Origin of the sequence: Bacillus sp. 17RED48, from assembly GCF_019837545.1 — a bacterium.
GTDB lineage: Bacteria > Bacillota > Bacilli > Bacillales > Bacillaceae_G > Bacillus_A > Bacillus_A wiedmannii.
Genome location: NZ_JADAXG010000007.1, coordinates 303,405 through 321,255 on the forward strand (window position 1 = coordinate 303,405; position 17,851 = coordinate 321,255).

The 17,851-nt window shown below is 32.9% G+C and carries 20 protein-coding genes and 1 pseudogene; 5 read left to right on the plus strand and 16 right to left on the minus strand.

Annotated elements, in window-relative coordinates:
* Window positions 1-28 precede the first annotated feature (28 nt).
* Window positions 29-322: a YxcD family protein gene (locus ILT06_RS24715; RefSeq protein WP_103655049.1), complete on the minus strand. Its 294-nt coding sequence runs from the start codon at window positions 320-322 to the stop codon at window positions 29-31.
* Complete coding sequence (locus ILT06_RS24720; RefSeq protein ID WP_000914488.1) at window positions 310-759, minus strand: hypothetical protein; 450 nt, start codon at window positions 757-759, stop codon at window positions 310-312. Before ILT06_RS24720 ends, ILT06_RS24715 begins: the two co-directional genes overlap by 13 nt.
* A 259-nt stretch (window positions 760-1,018) precedes the next feature.
* Between ILT06_RS24720 and ILT06_RS24725 the strand changes: the two genes are divergently transcribed.
* The 3 genes from ILT06_RS24725 to ILT06_RS24735 all read left to right on the plus strand — a co-directional run bounded on the left by ILT06_RS24725 (window position 1,019) and on the right by ILT06_RS24735 (window position 3,018).
* A complete protein-coding gene (locus tag ILT06_RS24725) occupies window positions 1,019-1,783 on the plus strand; it encodes a DUF1836 domain-containing protein (RefSeq protein ID WP_000447228.1) in 765 nt (254 codons plus the stop codon).
* 233 nt (window positions 1,784-2,016) lie between these two features.
* Entirely contained in the window at window positions 2,017-2,622 is a 606-nt protein-coding gene (gene uptA, locus ILT06_RS24730) for an undecaprenyl phosphate transporter UptA (RefSeq protein WP_064475528.1), read from the plus strand.
* 171 nt (window positions 2,623-2,793) lie between these two features.
* The gene (locus tag ILT06_RS24735; protein WP_098112136.1) at window positions 2,794-3,018 is read left to right on the plus strand and encodes a hypothetical protein; all 225 of its coding nucleotides are present in this window, start codon (window positions 2,794-2,796) and stop codon (window positions 3,016-3,018) included.
* Window positions 3,019-3,057: 39 nt separating this feature from the next.
* Here the strand turns inward: ILT06_RS24735 and dltD are convergent, their stop codons facing one another.
* From dltD to ILT06_RS32695, 8 genes and pseudogenes are all read right to left on the minus strand, one after another.
* The gene (gene dltD, locus ILT06_RS24740; RefSeq protein ID WP_098094607.1) at window positions 3,058-4,239 is read right to left on the minus strand and encodes a D-alanyl-lipoteichoic acid biosynthesis protein DltD; all 1,182 of its coding nucleotides are present in this window, start codon (window positions 4,237-4,239) and stop codon (window positions 3,058-3,060) included.
* A 333-nt stretch (window positions 4,240-4,572) separates the two neighbouring features.
* Window positions 4,573-6,195, minus strand: coding sequence for a peptide ABC transporter substrate-binding protein (locus ILT06_RS24745; RefSeq protein WP_064475531.1), 1,623 nt, complete (start codon window positions 6,193-6,195; stop codon window positions 4,573-4,575).
* Window positions 6,196-6,215: 20 nt separating this feature from the next.
* Window positions 6,216-7,217 (minus strand): C40 family peptidase, encoded by a 1,002-nt coding sequence (locus tag ILT06_RS24750; protein WP_222655624.1) that lies wholly within the window; start codon window positions 7,215-7,217, stop codon window positions 6,216-6,218.
* Between the two features lie 39 nt (window positions 7,218-7,256).
* Window positions 7,257-8,318 carry a dipeptide epimerase gene (locus ILT06_RS24755; protein WP_222655625.1) on the minus strand — a complete coding sequence of 354 codons (1,062 nt, stop codon included), beginning with the start codon at window positions 8,316-8,318 and terminating at the stop codon, window positions 7,257-7,259.
* Between the two features lie 154 nt (window positions 8,319-8,472).
* Complete coding sequence (locus ILT06_RS24760) at window positions 8,473-8,799, minus strand: DUF3870 domain-containing protein (RefSeq protein WP_222655626.1); 327 nt, start codon at window positions 8,797-8,799, stop codon at window positions 8,473-8,475.
* Between the two features lie 259 nt (window positions 8,800-9,058).
* Complete coding sequence (locus ILT06_RS24765; protein ID WP_222655627.1) at window positions 9,059-9,415, minus strand: FtsB family cell division protein; 357 nt, start codon at window positions 9,413-9,415, stop codon at window positions 9,059-9,061.
* A gap of 394 nt (window positions 9,416-9,809) precedes the next feature.
* Window positions 9,810-10,400, minus strand: coding sequence for a DJ-1/PfpI family protein (locus ILT06_RS24770; RefSeq protein ID WP_064475536.1), 591 nt, complete (start codon window positions 10,398-10,400; stop codon window positions 9,810-9,812).
* Window positions 10,397-10,480 (minus strand): annotated as a pseudogene (locus ILT06_RS32695) (ankyrin repeat domain-containing protein); the annotation flags it as partial. The pseudogene ILT06_RS32695 and the gene ILT06_RS24770, both read right to left, overlap by 4 nt.
* 177 nt (window positions 10,481-10,657) lie before the next feature.
* On the opposite strand from ILT06_RS32695, the gene ILT06_RS24775 reads away from it, so the two are divergent.
* Entirely contained in the window at window positions 10,658-11,089 is a 432-nt protein-coding gene (locus tag ILT06_RS24775) for a cytidine deaminase (protein WP_064475537.1), read from the plus strand.
* Between the two features lie 260 nt (window positions 11,090-11,349).
* Here the strand turns inward: ILT06_RS24775 and ILT06_RS24780 are convergent, their stop codons facing one another.
* The 3 genes from ILT06_RS24780 to ILT06_RS24790 form a co-directional block, all read right to left on the minus strand.
* Window positions 11,350-11,580 (minus strand): hypothetical protein, encoded by a 231-nt coding sequence (locus ILT06_RS24780; protein ID WP_000789031.1) that lies wholly within the window; start codon window positions 11,578-11,580, stop codon window positions 11,350-11,352.
* A 374-nt stretch (window positions 11,581-11,954) separates the two neighbouring features.
* Complete coding sequence (locus tag ILT06_RS24785; RefSeq protein ID WP_064475538.1) at window positions 11,955-12,218, minus strand: hypothetical protein; 264 nt, start codon at window positions 12,216-12,218, stop codon at window positions 11,955-11,957.
* 202 nt (window positions 12,219-12,420) lie between these two features.
* The gene (locus ILT06_RS24790) at window positions 12,421-13,185 is read right to left on the minus strand and encodes a class I SAM-dependent methyltransferase (protein WP_064475539.1); all 765 of its coding nucleotides are present in this window, start codon (window positions 13,183-13,185) and stop codon (window positions 12,421-12,423) included.
* A gap of 194 nt (window positions 13,186-13,379) precedes the next feature.
* On the opposite strand from ILT06_RS24790, the gene ILT06_RS24795 reads away from it, so the two are divergent.
* Complete coding sequence (locus tag ILT06_RS24795; protein WP_098102868.1) at window positions 13,380-13,661, plus strand: hypothetical protein; 282 nt, start codon at window positions 13,380-13,382, stop codon at window positions 13,659-13,661.
* A 62-nt stretch (window positions 13,662-13,723) separates the two neighbouring features.
* Here the strand turns inward: ILT06_RS24795 and ILT06_RS24800 are convergent, their stop codons facing one another.
* From ILT06_RS24800 to ILT06_RS24810, 3 genes are all read right to left on the minus strand, one after another.
* Entirely contained in the window at window positions 13,724-15,517 is a 1,794-nt protein-coding gene (locus ILT06_RS24800) for a Xaa-Pro dipeptidyl-peptidase (RefSeq protein ID WP_154131985.1), read from the minus strand.
* Between the two features lie 201 nt (window positions 15,518-15,718).
* Window positions 15,719-17,095: a sensor histidine kinase gene (locus tag ILT06_RS24805; RefSeq protein WP_098102870.1), complete on the minus strand. Its 1,377-nt coding sequence runs from the start codon at window positions 17,093-17,095 to the stop codon at window positions 15,719-15,721.
* Complete coding sequence (locus tag ILT06_RS24810) at window positions 17,088-17,735, minus strand: response regulator transcription factor (protein WP_098102871.1); 648 nt, start codon at window positions 17,733-17,735, stop codon at window positions 17,088-17,090. Before ILT06_RS24810 ends, ILT06_RS24805 begins: the two co-directional genes overlap by 8 nt.
* Between the last annotated feature and the right edge of the window lie 116 nt (window positions 17,736-17,851).

Here is a 17,851-nt window from a genome sequence, read left to right on the forward strand (position 1 = left end):
CAGCTCTTTTTTCTACTCATTTGAGTTATTAAAACTTTGCTAATGCGTAAATGCCTTCTTCATCGTCTAATTCAAGTTGTAACCTTGCTGCAAATGAATTGACATTATATTCTCTATCAAGCAATAAGCGTAGTGCTTCGATTAAGTTCGCTTGAATTAAAATTTGTTTGCGACCATTTACCTCTACTTCAGCAGAGAAACCATAGTCATCGTCATACATTAATTCAACTAAAACTTCTTCTGGACCGACTTGTCTTTTTTCAGCGATATATACGCAAAGTGCATTTATTAATTCTTGTTCAGAAATTTTTATTGTTTCCATGCTACTTCATCTGCCTTTTTCTTACGTTGATCTTTGAAGTATTTAAATGCACGAACTGCTAACATTACGATACCAGCCATTACTAACATATTTACCATAAACGCTAATACAGAACCAAGAGCTCCCATATTTGCAAATAAGCTACCCATTAGTAAACCACCAAGACCACCTAGTAATAAACCTTTCATAAAGCTTCCTTTATTACTTTTTGGTGCTGTGTTTGTTGCTTTGTTTTTTGAATCTGTTGTTGTTTTTTGTGAATTCACGTTAGTATCTTTTTTGTTCAAATCAACTTTTGACTTTTGACCAGAACTTGGTGTGTATGATTTTTTACCAGATTTGTAACTCTTCGCTGCTGCGTGATCTACAAACATGAAGCTACTAGCTCCAAAGATAACCATGAATGCTGTCATGACTGCTACAAGTTTTTTCAACATATTATATCCATTCTCCTTTTATATAGATATATGTGAAATCTACCTTTCTAGTAAATTCAGAATGATAGATTTGTTTTTAAAAACATTTTAAAGGTTCTTATGAACTTATTATATGAACTTTTGTCGAAATATGCAAGCTTTATTTACTTACAACAGTTTGGTGACAAAGGAAAAATTAAGCAAAACAGAATTGACTTTAAATGAAACAAAACATATTATAGGTTCATAAGAACTTTTTAATATGTTTGGAGGTGAAAAGATGGAAACATTTCATCTCACACGAAACGAAATGGCTACCCTTCTTCTATCTTTAAGAGGATGGAATACGAAAAAGCCTCTCGGTATTTTACAAGAAGCGTGGGCAAAGTCACATAAAAAAGATATTGAAAGCGGACAAAGCGTAACTGCTTTTATTACTACCGCACTTTCACCTATTTTTGAAAAACTGATTAAAATTGATGATACAGACGTCGGTTTTTCATTAAATGAAATAGTTGCGCTTGGAAATCAGATTGAAAATACAAGTTTCTCAGTAACGGCCATGCAAAACTGGGTAAAACGAGATATTAAAGAAATGATTGGCTCCCCTCAAAAAGGGAAAAAATATTCAATTGAACAAGCAGCCTTACTATTCATTGTCGAAGATTTAAAAACAGCACTTGATTTTGAATCCATTCGTAAGCTATTACGCCTTATCGTAAATGACCCAGCCGATCGAAGTGATGACTTAATCAATCCTGTTCATTTATATGGAGCATACTCTTCCCTATTTGAAGAACTCAATCAAGGGAATTGCTTACAACTAAATGCAACAGATACAGTTCATACAATTGAAAACATCGTAAAAGAAAAAGCTGATAAAATCGCAAGCAAGTTCGATCAGGTTAACAACGAACAACGTGAAGCAATTCGTAACGCTATTATTATTGCGACACTTTCTGTACATACCGCTTATGTACAAATGTTAGCGAAACGTTACGTAACAGCAACTTTATTTTTACAAAATTTAGAAGTGAAACCGTAAAAAAATAGGAGCAGCAATGCTTCTATTTTTTATGAGAAATTTTTAATAATTTTTTCATTATCTCTTCATGAAAACTGGGCTTATATCCTTCACTATAATACTTATGAGAGACATAAAAGAATTGAAATAGCAATCCCCTATATAAATAAGGTATAATCTACATATAGTGAACCTTTTACATTGTTAAATAAAGGGACATTTATTCAAAAATACATAAACTAGAAGGTGCAACAATGGTAAGTAGTTTTATTCATTCAGTATTAACATTTTTTGAAGGATTAGGTTATTGGGGCATTATGCTTGGTCTAATGATTGAGATTATTCCAAGTGAAATCGTCCTTGCTTATGCGGGATTCTTAGTATTCAATGGTAGTATCTCATTTGTAGGCGCCGTTGTATTCGGTACAATTGGCGGCGTTATTGCTCAAATCTTTATTTATTGGCTTGGACGATACGGTGGACGACCTATATTAGAACGATACGGAAAATATATTTTCATTCATAAAAAACATATAGATGCAGCTGAAGATTGGTTTAACCGTTACGGGACTGGTGTAATTTTCACTGCACGCTTTATTCCAGTAGTACGTCATGCGATTTCAATTCCTGCTGGTATTACAAAAATGCCATTATTACGTTTCACTACATTAACAGCACTTGCAATCATCCCTTGGTCTATCATTTTCATTTATTTAGGTGAAAAACTAGGTCAAAATTGGGAGAATATTAATGATATTGCTGGGCCATATGTGAAATCATTCGCAATTGGCGGTGTCATACTCGTTCTTTTATACTTCATCATTAAAAAATGGACAAAAAAACGTAAAAATCTTGCTTAAGATAATAAATAAAAACCGCTATATATTCATTACGAACTATAGCGGTTTTTTATGTTTAAATTGACTAATCTTGAGAAATCACAAGAAAACCCCTCAGTTTAACATTTACATGGATAAGCAACAATTCACTCGTCCATTTCGTATATTATCTCAAAAAGGAGTGATTTCCCTATGCATTGGCAACAAAAAATACAATACTTAATCGGACGCCCTATCGGTATTTCTTTCATAAATGGGCACGGAACTTCTGGTGTATTATGTTCAGCACATGATGGTCAATTATATGTGTATGAATACCTTTATCAAGCTCAATTCGCAATGAAGCATTATGATTTTAGACAAATTCAAGATATACATGCCTTTCCGAATTGCCCACATCAAAATCCTCTGTACTAAAAAAAGGAACAGCTTATAGCCGTTCCTTTTTCTCCACACTTATTTTTCAGTATAAAAGTTATGCACTGCTTCATCAAAGTAAATCCAGCCTTTCCAACCTAAATGAATTGTATCTTTTAAGAAATACTTATCATATTCATGGCCAGAAAAATCAACTACTGGGTATCCTGCTTTCTCAACTTGTTCCCGAACTTTTTTATAATACACTTCGCGGCGTTCTTTAGGGAAACCAGCGTAATCATACCACGGTCCATTTACAGGTACAGAAATGAATAGTGGCTTAACATTTTTCTCTTTAAATATATTTAAAACAATTTGTAAGTCATCATATTCTGGTGATTCTTCATATGATTCATTTGCTCTAAAGTTTTTTAAACCTTTTAATTTTTTCTTCAAATTATGTTTATAGTAATACGGATTTTCAATTCCGAATGTGTTTGTAGTAGATTCCAATTTCCCTTCTTCCTCCGCATGTTTACGTGCATCTACCCAAGAAATTGAACGTAGTCCTATATTTGTTTTTTCTTTCATCGGTTCAATCTTAAATAAAGAGTTAAATACATCTCTATGATCTAAAATATTTCGATGCATATAAGCAAGCGGTTTGACTAAACCTGCTTTTATGTTATGTTTCGTATCATTATATACAATACCTTCTAATGAATTTTTTAATATATCATCTTTTTGAACAACTTTATAGTCTAATAGTCGTTTCGCAATTTGCTTCTTCATTTCAGTATTTATTTCATCATTAAAAATAAAATGATATGCTTGTTGTTTAGAGAAATTGTTAGTGAAATCCCCCTGTGATACCCCTGTCTTTGTAAACCATTGTGGCGATAAAACAAAGACTACTTTTTTACCTTCTAATCCATCCATCGTAGACGTCATATTCAATATATGAGCTAAACTTTGCGTACCGCCAATTCCCATTAAATATGGCGTAAAACCTGCGGGATTTACTTTAAAGTAATTAGACGGATGATATGCATCCATTCGTAAAAATTCAGATGAACCATACATCGGTAAATACTGCGAATTCTCTAACATTTTTTGCTGCAAGAAAACACTTTGCAATTTTTCTTTTTGTAAGGAAGTTGCCGCATCTTCTACCTTTTTATCACTAATAAGTGATACTAAACTTTTCGATGGAATGAGTATGATAATGAAAAAAAGCACACACGCTAAAATTATGGGACCAAAAGCATGCTTCATTTTCATCGTCTCTTCCTCTTTCTATCGCTATTAAATTGTAACCCTTGTTTTTGACACGCCATCATTTCTCTCCTTTTTCTCTTTACATGTTCCATTCTATTTATCTATTATATACATGTATGTATTTCTTTCCTTGTTCTATTAAGTCCTATATAAATAGCACAAGAAAATGTTTCCATAGAAACACGTTAATTATACAAGATTCTACATGAATTTCACACTGGAATTTTACTAATAATTTTATTTTTAAGACATGAAAAAATATATAAAATGTCTATACATTTGAAACTGTACAAAAAAACAGACAATCACATACGTGAAGTCTGTTTCTCCATAATTTTATTTCTGCACATCTGCCCATTTTAAACTTGTAGCTGGACCGAATTGATGTACATATAAATCTTTCACATGCGGCTTTTGTAAGTATGATAATCCGCGCTGGAATACCGGTGCAATTACTGCATCATCGAGTAATATTTTCTCAGCATCTTGCATTGCTTTCCAACGAGCTTTTTCATCATTACCTAATTCTGTTTTAATCTTCTTAATTAACGCATCGTAATCTGGGTTTGCATATTCTGTATTGTTCACACTGCTTCCAGAAAGGAATACTTCTAAATAAGTCATTGGATCTGGATAATCTGGTAACCAGCGTGATAATGACATTTCATATTCCTTCTTCTTCTCTAACGCCAGTTTTTGCGTATGTGGTTGTAATTTTACATTTACCTTTAAGCCTGGTAAGTTTTTCTCTAGCTCTTCTTTAATGTATTCTCCTACTTTTTTGAAGTTTTCTAAGTCATAGTTTAATAACTCAAGCGTCACTTCATTTGTACCAGTCTCTTGCTTCGCCTTTTCCCAATATTCTTTCGCCTGTTTTACATCAGTTTTATTAAACTCACCTGCTGTACTTCTAAAATCTTTTTTATCTGGACCTTTTAAAAATCCTTTTGGTACATAATAGTTAGCAGCAACCGAACCATCATTTAAAAATGAATTCGCAAGTCCTTTCTTATCAAACACTGTACTTAGCGCAAGCCTTGCGTTTTTATTTTTAAGAATAGGTACATTTTCATTGAATCGGAAGAAGTACATAACCGGATCTGTATATTGTTTTAGCTCTTTATTATTTTTATATTTATCGACGAATTCTGTAGAAATGACAGCTCTATCCACTTTATCTGTTTCATATAAATTTACCGCAGTTGAAATTTCCTTTACAATTTGATAGTTTATTTCATCTAGCTTCACTTCTTTTTTATCCCAATACTTATCGTTTTTCTTCATTGTAAAACTCGCTTCATGCTTCCACTCCGATAATGTAAATGGCCCGTTATATACCGCTTTATTTGCTTCTAATCCGTATTTATCACCTTGTTCTTTCGCATATTTTTCGTTAATTGGATAGAAGGACGGTAAAATAAGTAGTTTTGTAAAATACGGTACAGGATGTTCTAACTCTACAACGAACGTTTTATCATCCTTTGCTTTTACTCCTAATTCCTCTAACCCTAGTTGTTTTTTATTTATTTTCTCCGCATTTTTCACATCGTACGCAATGTATGCATATTGAGAAGCTGTATCTGGATTAATAAGCTGCTTCCAAGCGTATACGTAATCTTGTGCTGTTACTGGATCTCCGTTAGACCATTTCGCATCACGTAAGTGGAATGTATATGTTTTCCCATCTTGACTCACTTCATATTTTTGTGCTCCAGCTTCAATCACTTCATCATTTTTCGATAAACGGAATAATCCTTCCATTACGTTATTTAAAACGTTAAACGATACCGCATCTGTTACTTTCCCTGAATGTAAAGACAGAATTTCACCTGTTTCTAATAACTGTAATACTTTTTTCTCATCTTTCGGCTTTGTCGTTGTTTTTTCTTTTGCGCAGCCAACTAAAAATGAAGAGGCTAATAAAGTACTAACTAATGAGTAACGAACAACTTTTTTCATTTGAAAACCCCCTCTACTTTTTATGGTAAGTAACGACGAGCACCAGCGTATTCTTCTATATATCCTGGTGTATTAAGCCGTATAATCTCTACTGATCTTTCAGCTCTCGGCGAGTGAATCATATTTCCGTCACCAATATACATCCCCACATGATGAACACTGCCTTTTCCTTGATCATGTGCAAAGAAGATTAAATCTCCTTTTTGTAAATGTTCTTTATCAACTGCAACTCCATTTCTCGATTGCGGACCTGAATCTCGCGGAATTGTAATACCGTGCGATTTATAAATCGTATGTGTAAATCCAGAGCAATCAAATCCGAAACCACTTGTACCAGCCCATATATACGGTAATCCTAAAAACATTTTCCCTGTGTTTATTAAATCATCGGCCGCCGGAGTTGGAATATCATTTTGAGAACGGTAAACCGTTCCATCATTTTTTCGTAGCCAAGCTTTCTGTCCGTTTGGTAACAACACGCGATATGAAATCGTATCTTCACTAAGTAGCGGCAGTCGCGTATTATAACTCACTTCAAGCGATTTATGTTTTTCAGAAGGATTTATATATAAAATGGCTGTCGGTTTCGTTACTAATACGAAAGGTTCATTTGTTTTATCTGCAAATTCTTGATTATATGTTAACTGTTTTTCAGGCATCCACCCTGGGTAGCCTTCTTCATTTCGCGGTGTTGGCTGACCGCGGACTAGCACTTTCACCCAGTCCCCTTTTTTATCAACAACCGTTACTTCTTGACCTAATAGCGCTTGCGTTTCTAATTTATTTGCATTTGTTAACCAAAGTTTCTCATCAAGCGTCATCGATTTCGTCCACTTCCACAAATCAACTGGATTTGTAGCACTCGGTGCATCAATTGGTCGTAATGAATCAGGTGCAGTCCAAAGTGTTGCGGCAGATACATCGATAAACGCCTTACTATCTTTCTTTTCTTCAGCATGTACTGATGTAAACGATGAAAATATAAATAAAGTTGTTAAAAATGCAGTTCCTACTTTTTTCATACATATCCCCCTTAAAAGATAGTTTACTTGTCTCTTCTCCTAAGATTTACTATTCACTGTTGATTGAAGGTTTACCTTTGATCCCGCATAAGTCATTCCTTCCGGTTCTTCCATTAACCAAAGTGGTGCATCCAAATCGAAGTAATGAATATTAGGATGTGCAGCAGCTAAATGGGCTACAGCACTAACAGAAAGTGAGGATTCCATCATACTTCCGACCATACATTTCACACCAGCTGTTTCAGCAATATCGGCAATACGCCACGCTTCACGTATACCACCACATTTCATTAATTTAATATTGATTAAGTCTGCATATCCTCCATGAACAATTTTCAATGCATCACTCGCTGAAAATATGCTTTCATCTGCCATAATGGGCGTTTGCACATGATCTTTGACGTACTTTAATCCATCCCAATCTTTCGCATGAACAGGTTGTTCAATAAATTCAATATTTAAATTGAGATTTTCCATCTCTTTAATGATCGTAACCGCTTCTTTTGGATTCCACCCTTGATTTGCATCTAATCGTAACGTCGTATTTTTTGGTACGCTATTTCGAATCGCTTCAATACGTTCTAAGTCTAAAGGAGCAGATTTTCCCACTTTAATTTTTAAAGTTTGAAATCCTTTTTCTACATGTTGCTTTGCCTCTTTCGCCATAATAAAAGGCTCATCTACACTCACCGTAATATCTGTATGAATATCTTTCTTCCCGCCTAATAATGCGTAAAGTGGAACGTTTTGGTGTTGACAATACACATCATATAAAGCAATATCTACCGCCGCTTTCGCACTTGGGTTTCCAATACAACTCATCTGAATGTGCTGTAGTAACTGCTGAAATTGAATGATATCTTGACCAATTAAACAGGAACGCATCGGCCCAATTATTGCTTCTTCAATCCCGTTAGCGAAATCACCTGTAATAACGGGTGTTGCGGTTGCAGCCCCCTTGCCAACAATTCCTTCATCAGTATGAATATATACATCTAAACTTTCTATTTCAGTTACGGTACGAAGCGCTGTTTTAAACGGTGTGTGAAGATTAACACGTCTACGATTTACTTTTACATCAGTGATTTTCATATTGTTCATCCTTTCGTTGTCTAACAAAGTGGAACCTTACTATTTAAAAATAAATTATGTTTTTACGTACAATTCATCTCCTCCTTTGCTTGCTTTTCATGTAGGAGGTTAATGTGAAATAAAAAAATCCAGCCATAAGAAGATTCTTACGGCTGGATTTTGTCTAGGAATGTGTAGACAAAGCAGCGATTTGATTATATTTTTTCTGCGCATCTTTTAACGCTACAAGTAGTGCTTTTTGAGACGAACCGAAGTATCTATTTTTTATTTCTGTTACTAATAGTGGGTCATTAATATTTTTATGTAGAAACAAATATTTAACGAATTGAGATGTTAATGCAATTGTCGCTGAGCAATCTGCATCTACAATTTCCCCAGTCTCCTTAACAAGTACAAACGCTACAAAATAGCTTTTAAACTTTTCGGTAATGGGATTATTTTGAGGTGCTTTCACATCCCCTACGACATAAATTGTATTTGAAGCGTACACAGCTATCTTCCTTTCTAATACGGGATAACGGTTTTCTTAATAGTCGCATGAGTGATAAACTCAACGTTGATTAAAAAATGTATCCGCTTACCTTGTATTATAATATAATTAACAGAATTTTAACAACATTTATTTCGGTATATATTCCATAACTATAAAAACAGCTCAAACTCTTCATGTTTACAATATGTGATTGTTTCTTGTACCATGCCATTCATACATGAAAAAACAGTTAGCTATCGCTAACTGTTCTATTACACTACTTCGGCAACACAAATATAGTTTCATTTGACTTAGAAAACTGATATTCTTTTCTCGCAAACTTCAAAATTTCTTCCTCATCGTCTGTTAAATTTTCTATGTTAGTCTTTAAAGAAGCCTGATTTTTCTTTAAAGAAACCAATTGTTTTTTTTGATTCGTTATTGTATCTTTTTTTTCTACGATTATTTCTTGTTGTTTCGTTAAAATAAATTGAAGGTACAAAGTAGCCGCCGCAATAAATATAAACATGAATATAAATCGTCTTAGTTTTTTCTTATTAATTGCTCGCTTCTCATTAGGCTGTGATAGTTGCTCTTCTATATTAGGAACATTTATTCGCTTGAGTTTCCTCATTATGAAATCCCCCTAACACATATATTTTCACTACCCTCGGCATAATCCCTTACTAACTTTAATTCTATTCTTATAAAATAAGCTCCTTCACAAAAATATCTCACAAATTAACCAATTAAAGATAGCATTCGACGACATTTCCATATTTACATTGCATTTTTTTATGTATGCTGCCATAAAATAGTAGTTTCTGTTATTCTTTTTCTACTATTGTAGAAGAGTTTTTTCACACACAAAATTTCTCCTTGTTATAACATGCTTACAAGGAGGGAAAAGATAAATTATCGTATATTCGATAAAACTGGAATTACTGTTTTAGAACTAAGACTTTGAGCATAGATCACCTGTTAAGAAACTTTACTAAATAAAAAAGCCCCAATTGGGCTTTTTTATTTTACAATTCAATTTCATATTCCATGCTTTTTGCCGTATTCTCAGCATTCTCCTCACCTAACAAATTTTTCACGATATGAAATGACATGTTAATACCAGCTGAAATACCTGCAGATGTAATAATGTGTCCTTCATCTACAAATTTCACATTCTCCATTACTTCTACATTCGGAAAATCTTTTTTGAAGGTTTGAATACTAGCCCAATGCGTTGTTGCTTTTAAGCCTTCCAGTAAACCGGCTTTCGCAAGTAATAGCGCACCCGTACAAACTGAAGTCATTAGCTTTACTTCTTTCATTTGCTGACGGACCCAATTTATTATAATATCATTTTTCACTTCATTTTCCCGAACTCCTTTACCACCTGGAATGATTAAAATATCAACTGGTGGTAAATCTTCAATACTATAATCCGGCAGTACCTTTAATCCGTTTCTTGCTGTAATCATTTCTCCATTTTGGCTAACTGTATAGACAGTAAATGGTTTTTCTTCATCCGCTTCGGTTACAGAAAAAACTTCAAATGGCCCAGCAAAGTCTAACACTTCTACCTCGTTAAATAAAAATATGCCTACACTCCATTTATTTATCATACGTTCACTTCCTGTTTTAAATAATGTAAAAGGTGATCATGTCCTTTTGCTAATGCAATATGAAATGCTGTTCCCCCATCTTTCAAAATATTTAAGTATCCCTTCTTCTATATGTTCTATTGATTATGATATTTTCCTGTTAAAACTAAAGTTTACATAATAATATTATCTATCTAATTCCCATCTTTTGTTTTAAATGTTAAAATTTCCTGTCAAAATAACTATGATCATGTTTAATACGGAGGATAACATATGATATGTTACAAGTAATGCATTTAAATAATGAAGACTATGATTTAATTACAGCTGCTAAAAAAGTAATTGAAAAAAAATATAAATATGGCCGTCATCATATCGGTTCAGCTGTAAGAACTAAAACAGGTAATATTTATGCAGCAGTACATGTTGAAGCGAATGTTGGAAGGATAACAGTATGTGGTGAAGCAATGGCGATTGGAAAATCTATTTCAGAAGGCGATTATGAATTTGATACCATTGTAGCAGTTGCTCACCCGCACCCTCATAAAGACATAGAAAAATGTTGGGTTGTTGCTCCATGTGGTATGTGTCGAGAATTAATAAGTGATTACGGAAAAAATACGAACGTTATACTTTCTTATAATGGTGAACTTGTAAAATGTAACGTAATGGAATTATTACCTGAAAAGTATACAAGTGAAGTAGAATAATCATTCATACTTTCAACATATCAAATAATATTATTCCAATAAAAAACAATCCATTTTAAAAACGGATTGTTTTTTTATTTCTTTTTTATGCAGTTTATTTTATTTTTCTATTTTCGATAATTATGAAATTAACATTAACAAAAATGAAATACAAATATTTAAGTACGTATTGCGGTTCGTTTTTCATTTGAAAGTAAAAATATAATTTCTCCTTACATTTGAAAAAAATCAATATGGACCCTCTAAAATCAGCAGTCTTATCATACCAATCTATAACAATTCTGTCTTCTTCCCTTACCAGTTTCCTTTAACACATATGATTTTAAAACAAGGGCCGTTAATGAATCTGTTAATGTTTTATATGATAAATTAGATAATGCCAATAGATCGTTCGTATATAACATTCTATGCTTCTCTAATAATAATAGTACTAATCGTTCAGACGGTTTTAATGCCTCATCACTTTCTAGTATAAAGTCTATATTTTTCATTTCTCTAATTGTTACTCCTTATATAAAAAAATACTTGCACAACTAATTTAATATAAAAATAATACACAACAAGATTTGAAGTATATTAAAATAACATCATTTCGAAACACTATTATACTATAACATAGAAAAAGCATTTCCCGAAATAGGAAATACTTTTTAAAATTTCTTATATATTTCTTCCAAACTTACATTATATTTCGAATTCTTATCCGTACAATTTCCTCCTAATTTTTGCTGGTCATACAGATGTATTTGTATTAAATTAACCTATTCTAAATTGATTTAAATAAATAAAAAACGGTTAGTCTATTATGCTCTAAACATGAATGACTAACCGTTTTCCAGCTTCTTCTCAATTATCATGTTCTACCTTAAATATTTCTTGCAATATGCGGCTTACTGTAATGACTTGTACCACCGCCACCTACTACTACTTTACCGCCTTTTTCAAAAATCAGTAATTTACTTGAACCATCTGCAAGAAGTACTATTACTTCAGCATTGTTACTTGTTGCTACATAAATTACATAACCACTTTTTGATATACACGTTTCCCAATTCGCATCAAATTCTGATCTTAATACACGATTGGAATACACTTGATTTTCAACTCTATCTTGTGCTTCGTTTCCCAAAATTTATCCCCCTAATTCTCCAAAATATCATTTACAAAAAATAACGATTCTATTTAAAATAGTAACTGTCTTTAATATAAATAGTATATGTAGGTAGTAGAAAAATGCTTGGACAATGAAAACGTAATAACATGTAAGTAATATACAATTGAAATAAGGCAATCGATACAGTATCGATTGCCTTATTTTCATAAATAATTCTTTATTTTTCATTTCGCATAGCTTCAAAAGTAAACATTTGATTTGCATTTGACGGTTCATTTTCATAAACATAGTCAGCCGAGCAAGTAATGTTAGAGAAACCTATACTTTCTAACAGAAGTTTAAACTCGTCTATTCCATACCAGCGCACCGCAAAGCGTTGCAGTTCTGATTGTACTAACTGTCCCTTACTCCATTTTTCATATTTTAAATATGATAGAGTAACTTGGTTCAACCAATCTATTTCAATTGATTTATTTTCTAATGTAATTCCGTCTCCGCTTGGCAAAGAAAAGGTCGATGTATGAATCTCTCCAGTCTTCCAGTCATGCGGAAGCATAATATCTACGATTAAACGCCCGCCTGGATTAAGGTGTTCATAAAAACATTTCAATGCGTTTATAGAATCCGCACGATTTTCAATTAAACAAAAGGATCCAGTAGGAATGATAATTGCCTCATATTTATGCGGCAGTGAAAATTGTTGTAAACTTCCTTCATACAAATGAGGATGTAAGCCTCTCTCATTACATCGTATACGGCACGATTCTAGCATTTCAGGTGAATAGTCAATCCCATCCACTTTAAAACCAGCTTCAAGAAGTGGGATGATAACACGCCCTGATCCGACTGCCGCTTCGAGAATTCTTCCTCTACCATTTTTTAAACGTTCTTCGTAATACTCAATATCACCATTTAAAGAATACCCGACAGGCTTTGTGTAATCATAAAGTTCCGTGCAAAGTGTACTATAAAAACTAAACATTTATTTTCTCCTCCGTTTTATACGTACGGAAGATTTTAACTCAATTAATCTTCCTGCACCTTTATTTTTAATAAAAATTCGAAAGAGCTGACTGTCATAATATATCACTCGCTTTCCATACAATATAATTATATTGTATAATATTCCATTCAAAATGAACATATGAAAATTCAGAATTATATTGAAAGGAGGATATGATGAATTCATTAATTGGATTTATTTTTCTTCTTATCACTTTTAATACACTGATTTTCTTTATAGCAAAGAAATATCAACGAATATGGAAAATAGCCAGTGGTATTTTCATACTTTCTTCTCCCGTTGTTTTCTTCGCCACTTTGCACGTAATTGGTGAAAAAGTAGGAGATGGATTCGCTGGAGGTTTTGCTGGGCTTACCTTTAGTGGTCTATTGATCATGAATGCAATTTTTTTATTTGTTGTAAGCATTTTTGTATCTACTAATAAAAATTCATAATAAACTCCCCATTTCAAAGTTTAAAGAGCTTACTATGCAGTAAGCTCTTTATTCATAACTATTTATTTCACAATCGGCAATGTTACTTCACTTAATTTTACTGTAAGCTTCGTGCCCGCTTTCGGTCTAATTGTATAATCATAGTCACTAGCGATTAAAATGACCCCTATTTGATGCCCCGCTTTAAATACATAATCATCAGGCTGCATATCCCATGTAAATGTATAATCTTTGCCCGGTTGAATCGCTGTTGAATTTTCTATACTCTTTAAGTTTTGTGGATCCATCCAGCCTCTCGTTACAATTTCCGGCTTTGCTCCACCATAATCAACAAGTAAAGCAGTTAAATTTGATACAGATCGATCAATATTTCCTCTAATTGAAATCTTTGGTGTACCGCTTATACGCGTATCTTTTTGAAGTACAGGCATTGTATACACTAATCGATTGGCTACTTCTAATTCTGGGTTTGCTATTAATTGATTTGATTTCATTTTTGCATCATCTACGAATGAGAAAACTTTATTTGCAGAGCCCATACTTAATGGCAAATTAACTGCTTTGTTACTTAAATACATACGAACTTTTGACGGTACAGCTGCTGGATCCGGCCAATTTTTTATTTTATCCCAAGTTTTATTTTCACGTTGAACATCAACCATTGGTTCATTCATAATTCCATTTTCAATTCCATACAACCAATAATCGAGCCATTTATTTTGTGTTCTTTGCCAGTCATTCGTTGATGTTCCACCATGTCCACCCTGATGTAACCACATTTTACGAGGAACATTATTTTCTCCAAGTGCATCCCACCATTGCGCGAACTGCTTCGTCTTTACATTCCAATCATTTAAACCATGAACAACAAATACGCTTGCTTTTACATTTTTAGCATCTTTTACATAATTACGTTTATCCCAAAAATCATTATAATTACCAGTTTTTCGGTCTTGTCCAGCTGTTAACTCTTTTATTACTTGTCCGCAAACTTCAGGATTTTCTCTTGTTAGAACTGCTTCTGCCATATTATCAGTATCTTCTCCTTGGTATCCACCTGGCGCAATGACTGCACCGTTTGCACGATAATAATCATACCAACTACTAATCGCTGCGATTGGAATAATTGTTTTTAAACCTTCAACACCAGTCGTCGCTACAGCATTCGGTAACGTACCATTATAAGAAACTCCTGTCATACCTACATTTCCTGTAGACCAATCAGCCTTAACTTCCTCACCATTTTCTGTATACGCTTTCGCACGTCCATTCGCCCAATCAATGACCGATTTCGTCCCTAATATTTCTTGCTCATCCCCAGTAGTCGGACATCCATCTGATTTACCAGTTCCAATACTTTCACCTAAAATGACTGCATAGCCTCTTGGCACATAATAATTTCCGTATGAACCAAGATTAACAGCTCCATACGGTTTCCCTTCATACGCATACAATTCTTCATCTACATTATATACAGGAACATCTTTTAAGCCAGATCGATATGGACTCATTTCATAAATAACGGGAACTTTCACATTCGAATCAGTTTTTGGACGCATAACTTTTACTGATACACGATCCTTTTTTCCATCTCGATCACTATCAACTTCTGTTTCTACAAATAAATTTTCAATAATTGCTTCATCAAGCGAATAAATCGGTTTTGTCATTCCATTTTCTAATTCTATCTTCGTGTTTGAACGTACCGCTTCTGAAACATTTCCATTTAACTTCACATCATTCTCATTTATGTAGTTTGTTTCTTTACTGTCTGCATACGCAGTCATACTAGAAACTCCTGACGTAATTGATAAAGATAATATTGCTGATAGTGCTGCTATTTTCTTTTTCCCCATACCCTTCCCTCCCCATATATTTCTCCTTTTACTATACACTAAAATTACAGAAAATTCAGTTTATATTTTATGCAACAACTTGAAAAATTTGTATAACACTCTTCAAACGAGCTTTCGAGTTTATATTTTATGATTTACTGCTCTCATATAATCAATAAAAAACATCGCCTAATAATAGACGATGCTTCTAATAGTATTGAATTAAACATTCTTCATATCAATATAAAATCGTATTTCTCCATCTATAGTAGATACTCCATAGTCAAAACCATGTCTTTCTAAAATGCTTTTTACGATCGCTAAACCTAATCCTGTACCTGAATGGTCTTTACTGCGAGAAGATTCTAAGACGTAAAAAGGTTCCCAAATTTTATCGATATCTTTCATTTGCTCAGTGTTCATACCATTTTGAATTTGAAAATATATATTTTCATTTCGATTTTCTAAAGTAATTTTTATATTTTGATTTGCTGTATATTTTATCGCATTAGATATTAAATTTTGAAACACCATTCTCATTTTATTTACATCAGCATAAACAACTGCATCGCCAACATTATAGTTCACATGCAAATTAATTTCTTTCGATTCCAGTTCAATCTTATGCTTATCTAATATACTTTGTACTAGTGATTTAATATCGAATTCTTCTTTTTCTAAAACATCTCTTTCTAGTTTAGAAAATCGTAATAACTCTTCAATTAGGTTTGAGATGTGATCAGTTTGTTTTATGATTGTATCTATGTATGTACCATCATCTAAACCATCTTTTATTCCCATAGAATATGCTTTCACTAATGCGATTGGAGTTTTTAATTCATGCGTCACATCACCCATAAATCGTTTTAAATGTTCATTTCGATCTGTTAAATCTTCATGCGCTTCATGTAGTTTCTCACTCATAATATTAATACTATTAGCTAAGTCCCCTATTTCATCATTTGTTTTCACTTTCGCTCGTTCAAATTTCAAATTTGAAATATCTTCTGCAACATTACTTAATTCTTTCAATGGTCTGGTGATTGTTGTTGAAAGTATCCATACAAGTACGATAATGAGAAAAATCGTAATGCCAAAAATATAAAAATAAAATGAATTTAACGTTTTTATTACTTCATTAGAATTTGCGATCGAAACTCCTACCAAAATTAACATATCGTCTTTCGCAATGTATTTCACAAAAAAACTAGATTTAATCTTTTCTTGATCATATATTTTATTCGCTTGCCCGAAGTTCTTTACTTTCATTACTTCTTCTTTTGTAATCCAAAGTTTATTAAGGGCAACCCTTTTCCTTGTAAGTTGCATACGTAACTCATCATTAATTTGATCTTCCGAATTGTTAATCAATGTATACGCAATCGTAACATTTCCTTTATTTTCAATACTAGTAATTGCTTCATCCAGTTGTTTGCTCGGTATGGACTGTATTTGTGCTGTAATACCTTCTAAACTTTCTCGCGTTTTGTAAATATTATATTTCGGTAAAAGATAGTTAATTAATAATAAAGAGATTGTAAAAATAAGAATAACAGTTAAAGAAATGCTGAGAAATAGCTTTTTTCCAAGTTTATTCACTCTGCTCCTCCAAACTATATCCTAAACCACGATGCGTCTTTATAATATTTTCTCCTACTTTTTTACGTAATCTTCTTACATGTGTATCAACAGTTCGCTCTTCTCCAAAATAGTCAAATCCCCATACGATATCTAACAATTTTTTACGAGTTAAAATCATGCCTTTATGATTTAAAAAACATTTTATTAATTCTAGCTCTGTTTTTGTAATATCTAACTCTTTGTCATTTTTATAAACTTTATTTTTAGTGAAATCTATTTTCAAATCTTGAACTTGAATGACATCATTATGCTGTATAAGCTTTTTCGCCCTAGTTATTAATACGCCTGGATGAAATGGTTTTTTTACGTACTCATCTGCACCACTTTGAAGCGCCGCTAATTCGTCTTCGCTTTCACTTTTCGCCGTAAGCATTAATACTTTAACGCTTGAGTTCTTTTTTATTTCCTGACAAACAGTAATACCACTATGTTTCGGCATCATCCAGTCTAAAACAGCTAAATCAATTTTTTCATCATAAAATATTTGAAGTGCTTCTTCTCCATCTTTCGCTAATAAAACTTCGAAGCCTTCTTTCTCGAAATAAGCTTTTAAAATCCTTAACATATCTTGTTCATCATCTGCTATTAATACTTTCATACATTATCCTCCATTGCTTTTAAACAAAAACCAATTGTATTATATAACTTCTTTGTTACATAAATGTGACAGAAAAATATTTAAACTTTTTAAGGGTATAGTAAAGACGAGGTGTT

Excerpts from the sequence above, each read along its gene's own strand:
- ILT06_RS24715 (WP_103655049.1), bottom strand. The coding sequence starts at position 322 with ATGGAAACAATAAAAATTTCTGAACAAGAATTAATAAATGCACTTTGC.
- ILT06_RS24720 (WP_000914488.1), bottom strand. The coding sequence starts at position 759 with ATGTTGAAAAAACTTGTAGCAGTCATGACAGCATTCATGGTTATCTTT.
- ILT06_RS24725 (WP_000447228.1), top strand. The coding sequence starts at position 1,019 with ATGGAAACATTTCATCTCACACGAAACGAAATGGCTACCCTTCTTCTA.
- uptA (WP_064475528.1), top strand. The coding sequence starts at position 2,017 with ATGGTAAGTAGTTTTATTCATTCAGTATTAACATTTTTTGAAGGATTA.
- ILT06_RS24735 (WP_098112136.1), top strand. The coding sequence starts at position 2,794 with ATGCATTGGCAACAAAAAATACAATACTTAATCGGACGCCCTATCGGT.
- dltD (WP_098094607.1), bottom strand. The coding sequence starts at position 4,239 with ATGAAAATGAAGCATGCTTTTGGTCCCATAATTTTAGCGTGTGTGCTT.
- ILT06_RS24745 (WP_064475531.1), bottom strand. The coding sequence starts at position 6,195 with ATGAAAAAAGTTGTTCGTTACTCATTAGTTAGTACTTTATTAGCCTCT.
- ILT06_RS24750 (WP_222655624.1), bottom strand. The coding sequence starts at position 7,217 with ATGAAAAAAGTAGGAACTGCATTTTTAACAACTTTATTTATATTTTCA.
- ILT06_RS24755 (WP_222655625.1), bottom strand. The coding sequence starts at position 8,318 with ATGAACAATATGAAAATCACTGATGTAAAAGTAAATCGTAGACGTGTT.
- ILT06_RS24765 (WP_222655627.1), bottom strand. The coding sequence starts at position 9,415 with ATGAGGAAACTCAAGCGAATAAATGTTCCTAATATAGAAGAGCAACTA.
- ILT06_RS24770 (WP_064475536.1), bottom strand. The coding sequence starts at position 10,400 with ATGATAAATAAATGGAGTGTAGGCATATTTTTATTTAACGAGGTAGAA.
- ILT06_RS24775 (WP_064475537.1), top strand. The coding sequence starts at position 10,658 with ATGTTACAAGTAATGCATTTAAATAATGAAGACTATGATTTAATTACA.
- ILT06_RS24780 (WP_000789031.1), bottom strand. The coding sequence starts at position 11,580 with ATGAAAAATATAGACTTTATACTAGAAAGTGATGAGGCATTAAAACCG.
- ILT06_RS24790 (WP_064475539.1), bottom strand. The coding sequence starts at position 13,185 with ATGTTTAGTTTTTATAGTACACTTTGCACGGAACTTTATGATTACACA.
- ILT06_RS24795 (WP_098102868.1), top strand. The coding sequence starts at position 13,380 with ATGATGAATTCATTAATTGGATTTATTTTTCTTCTTATCACTTTTAAT.
- ILT06_RS24800 (WP_154131985.1), bottom strand. The coding sequence starts at position 15,517 with ATGGGGAAAAAGAAAATAGCAGCACTATCAGCAATATTATCTTTATCA.
- ILT06_RS24810 (WP_098102871.1), bottom strand. The coding sequence starts at position 17,735 with ATGAAAGTATTAATAGCAGATGATGAACAAGATATGTTAAGGATTTTA.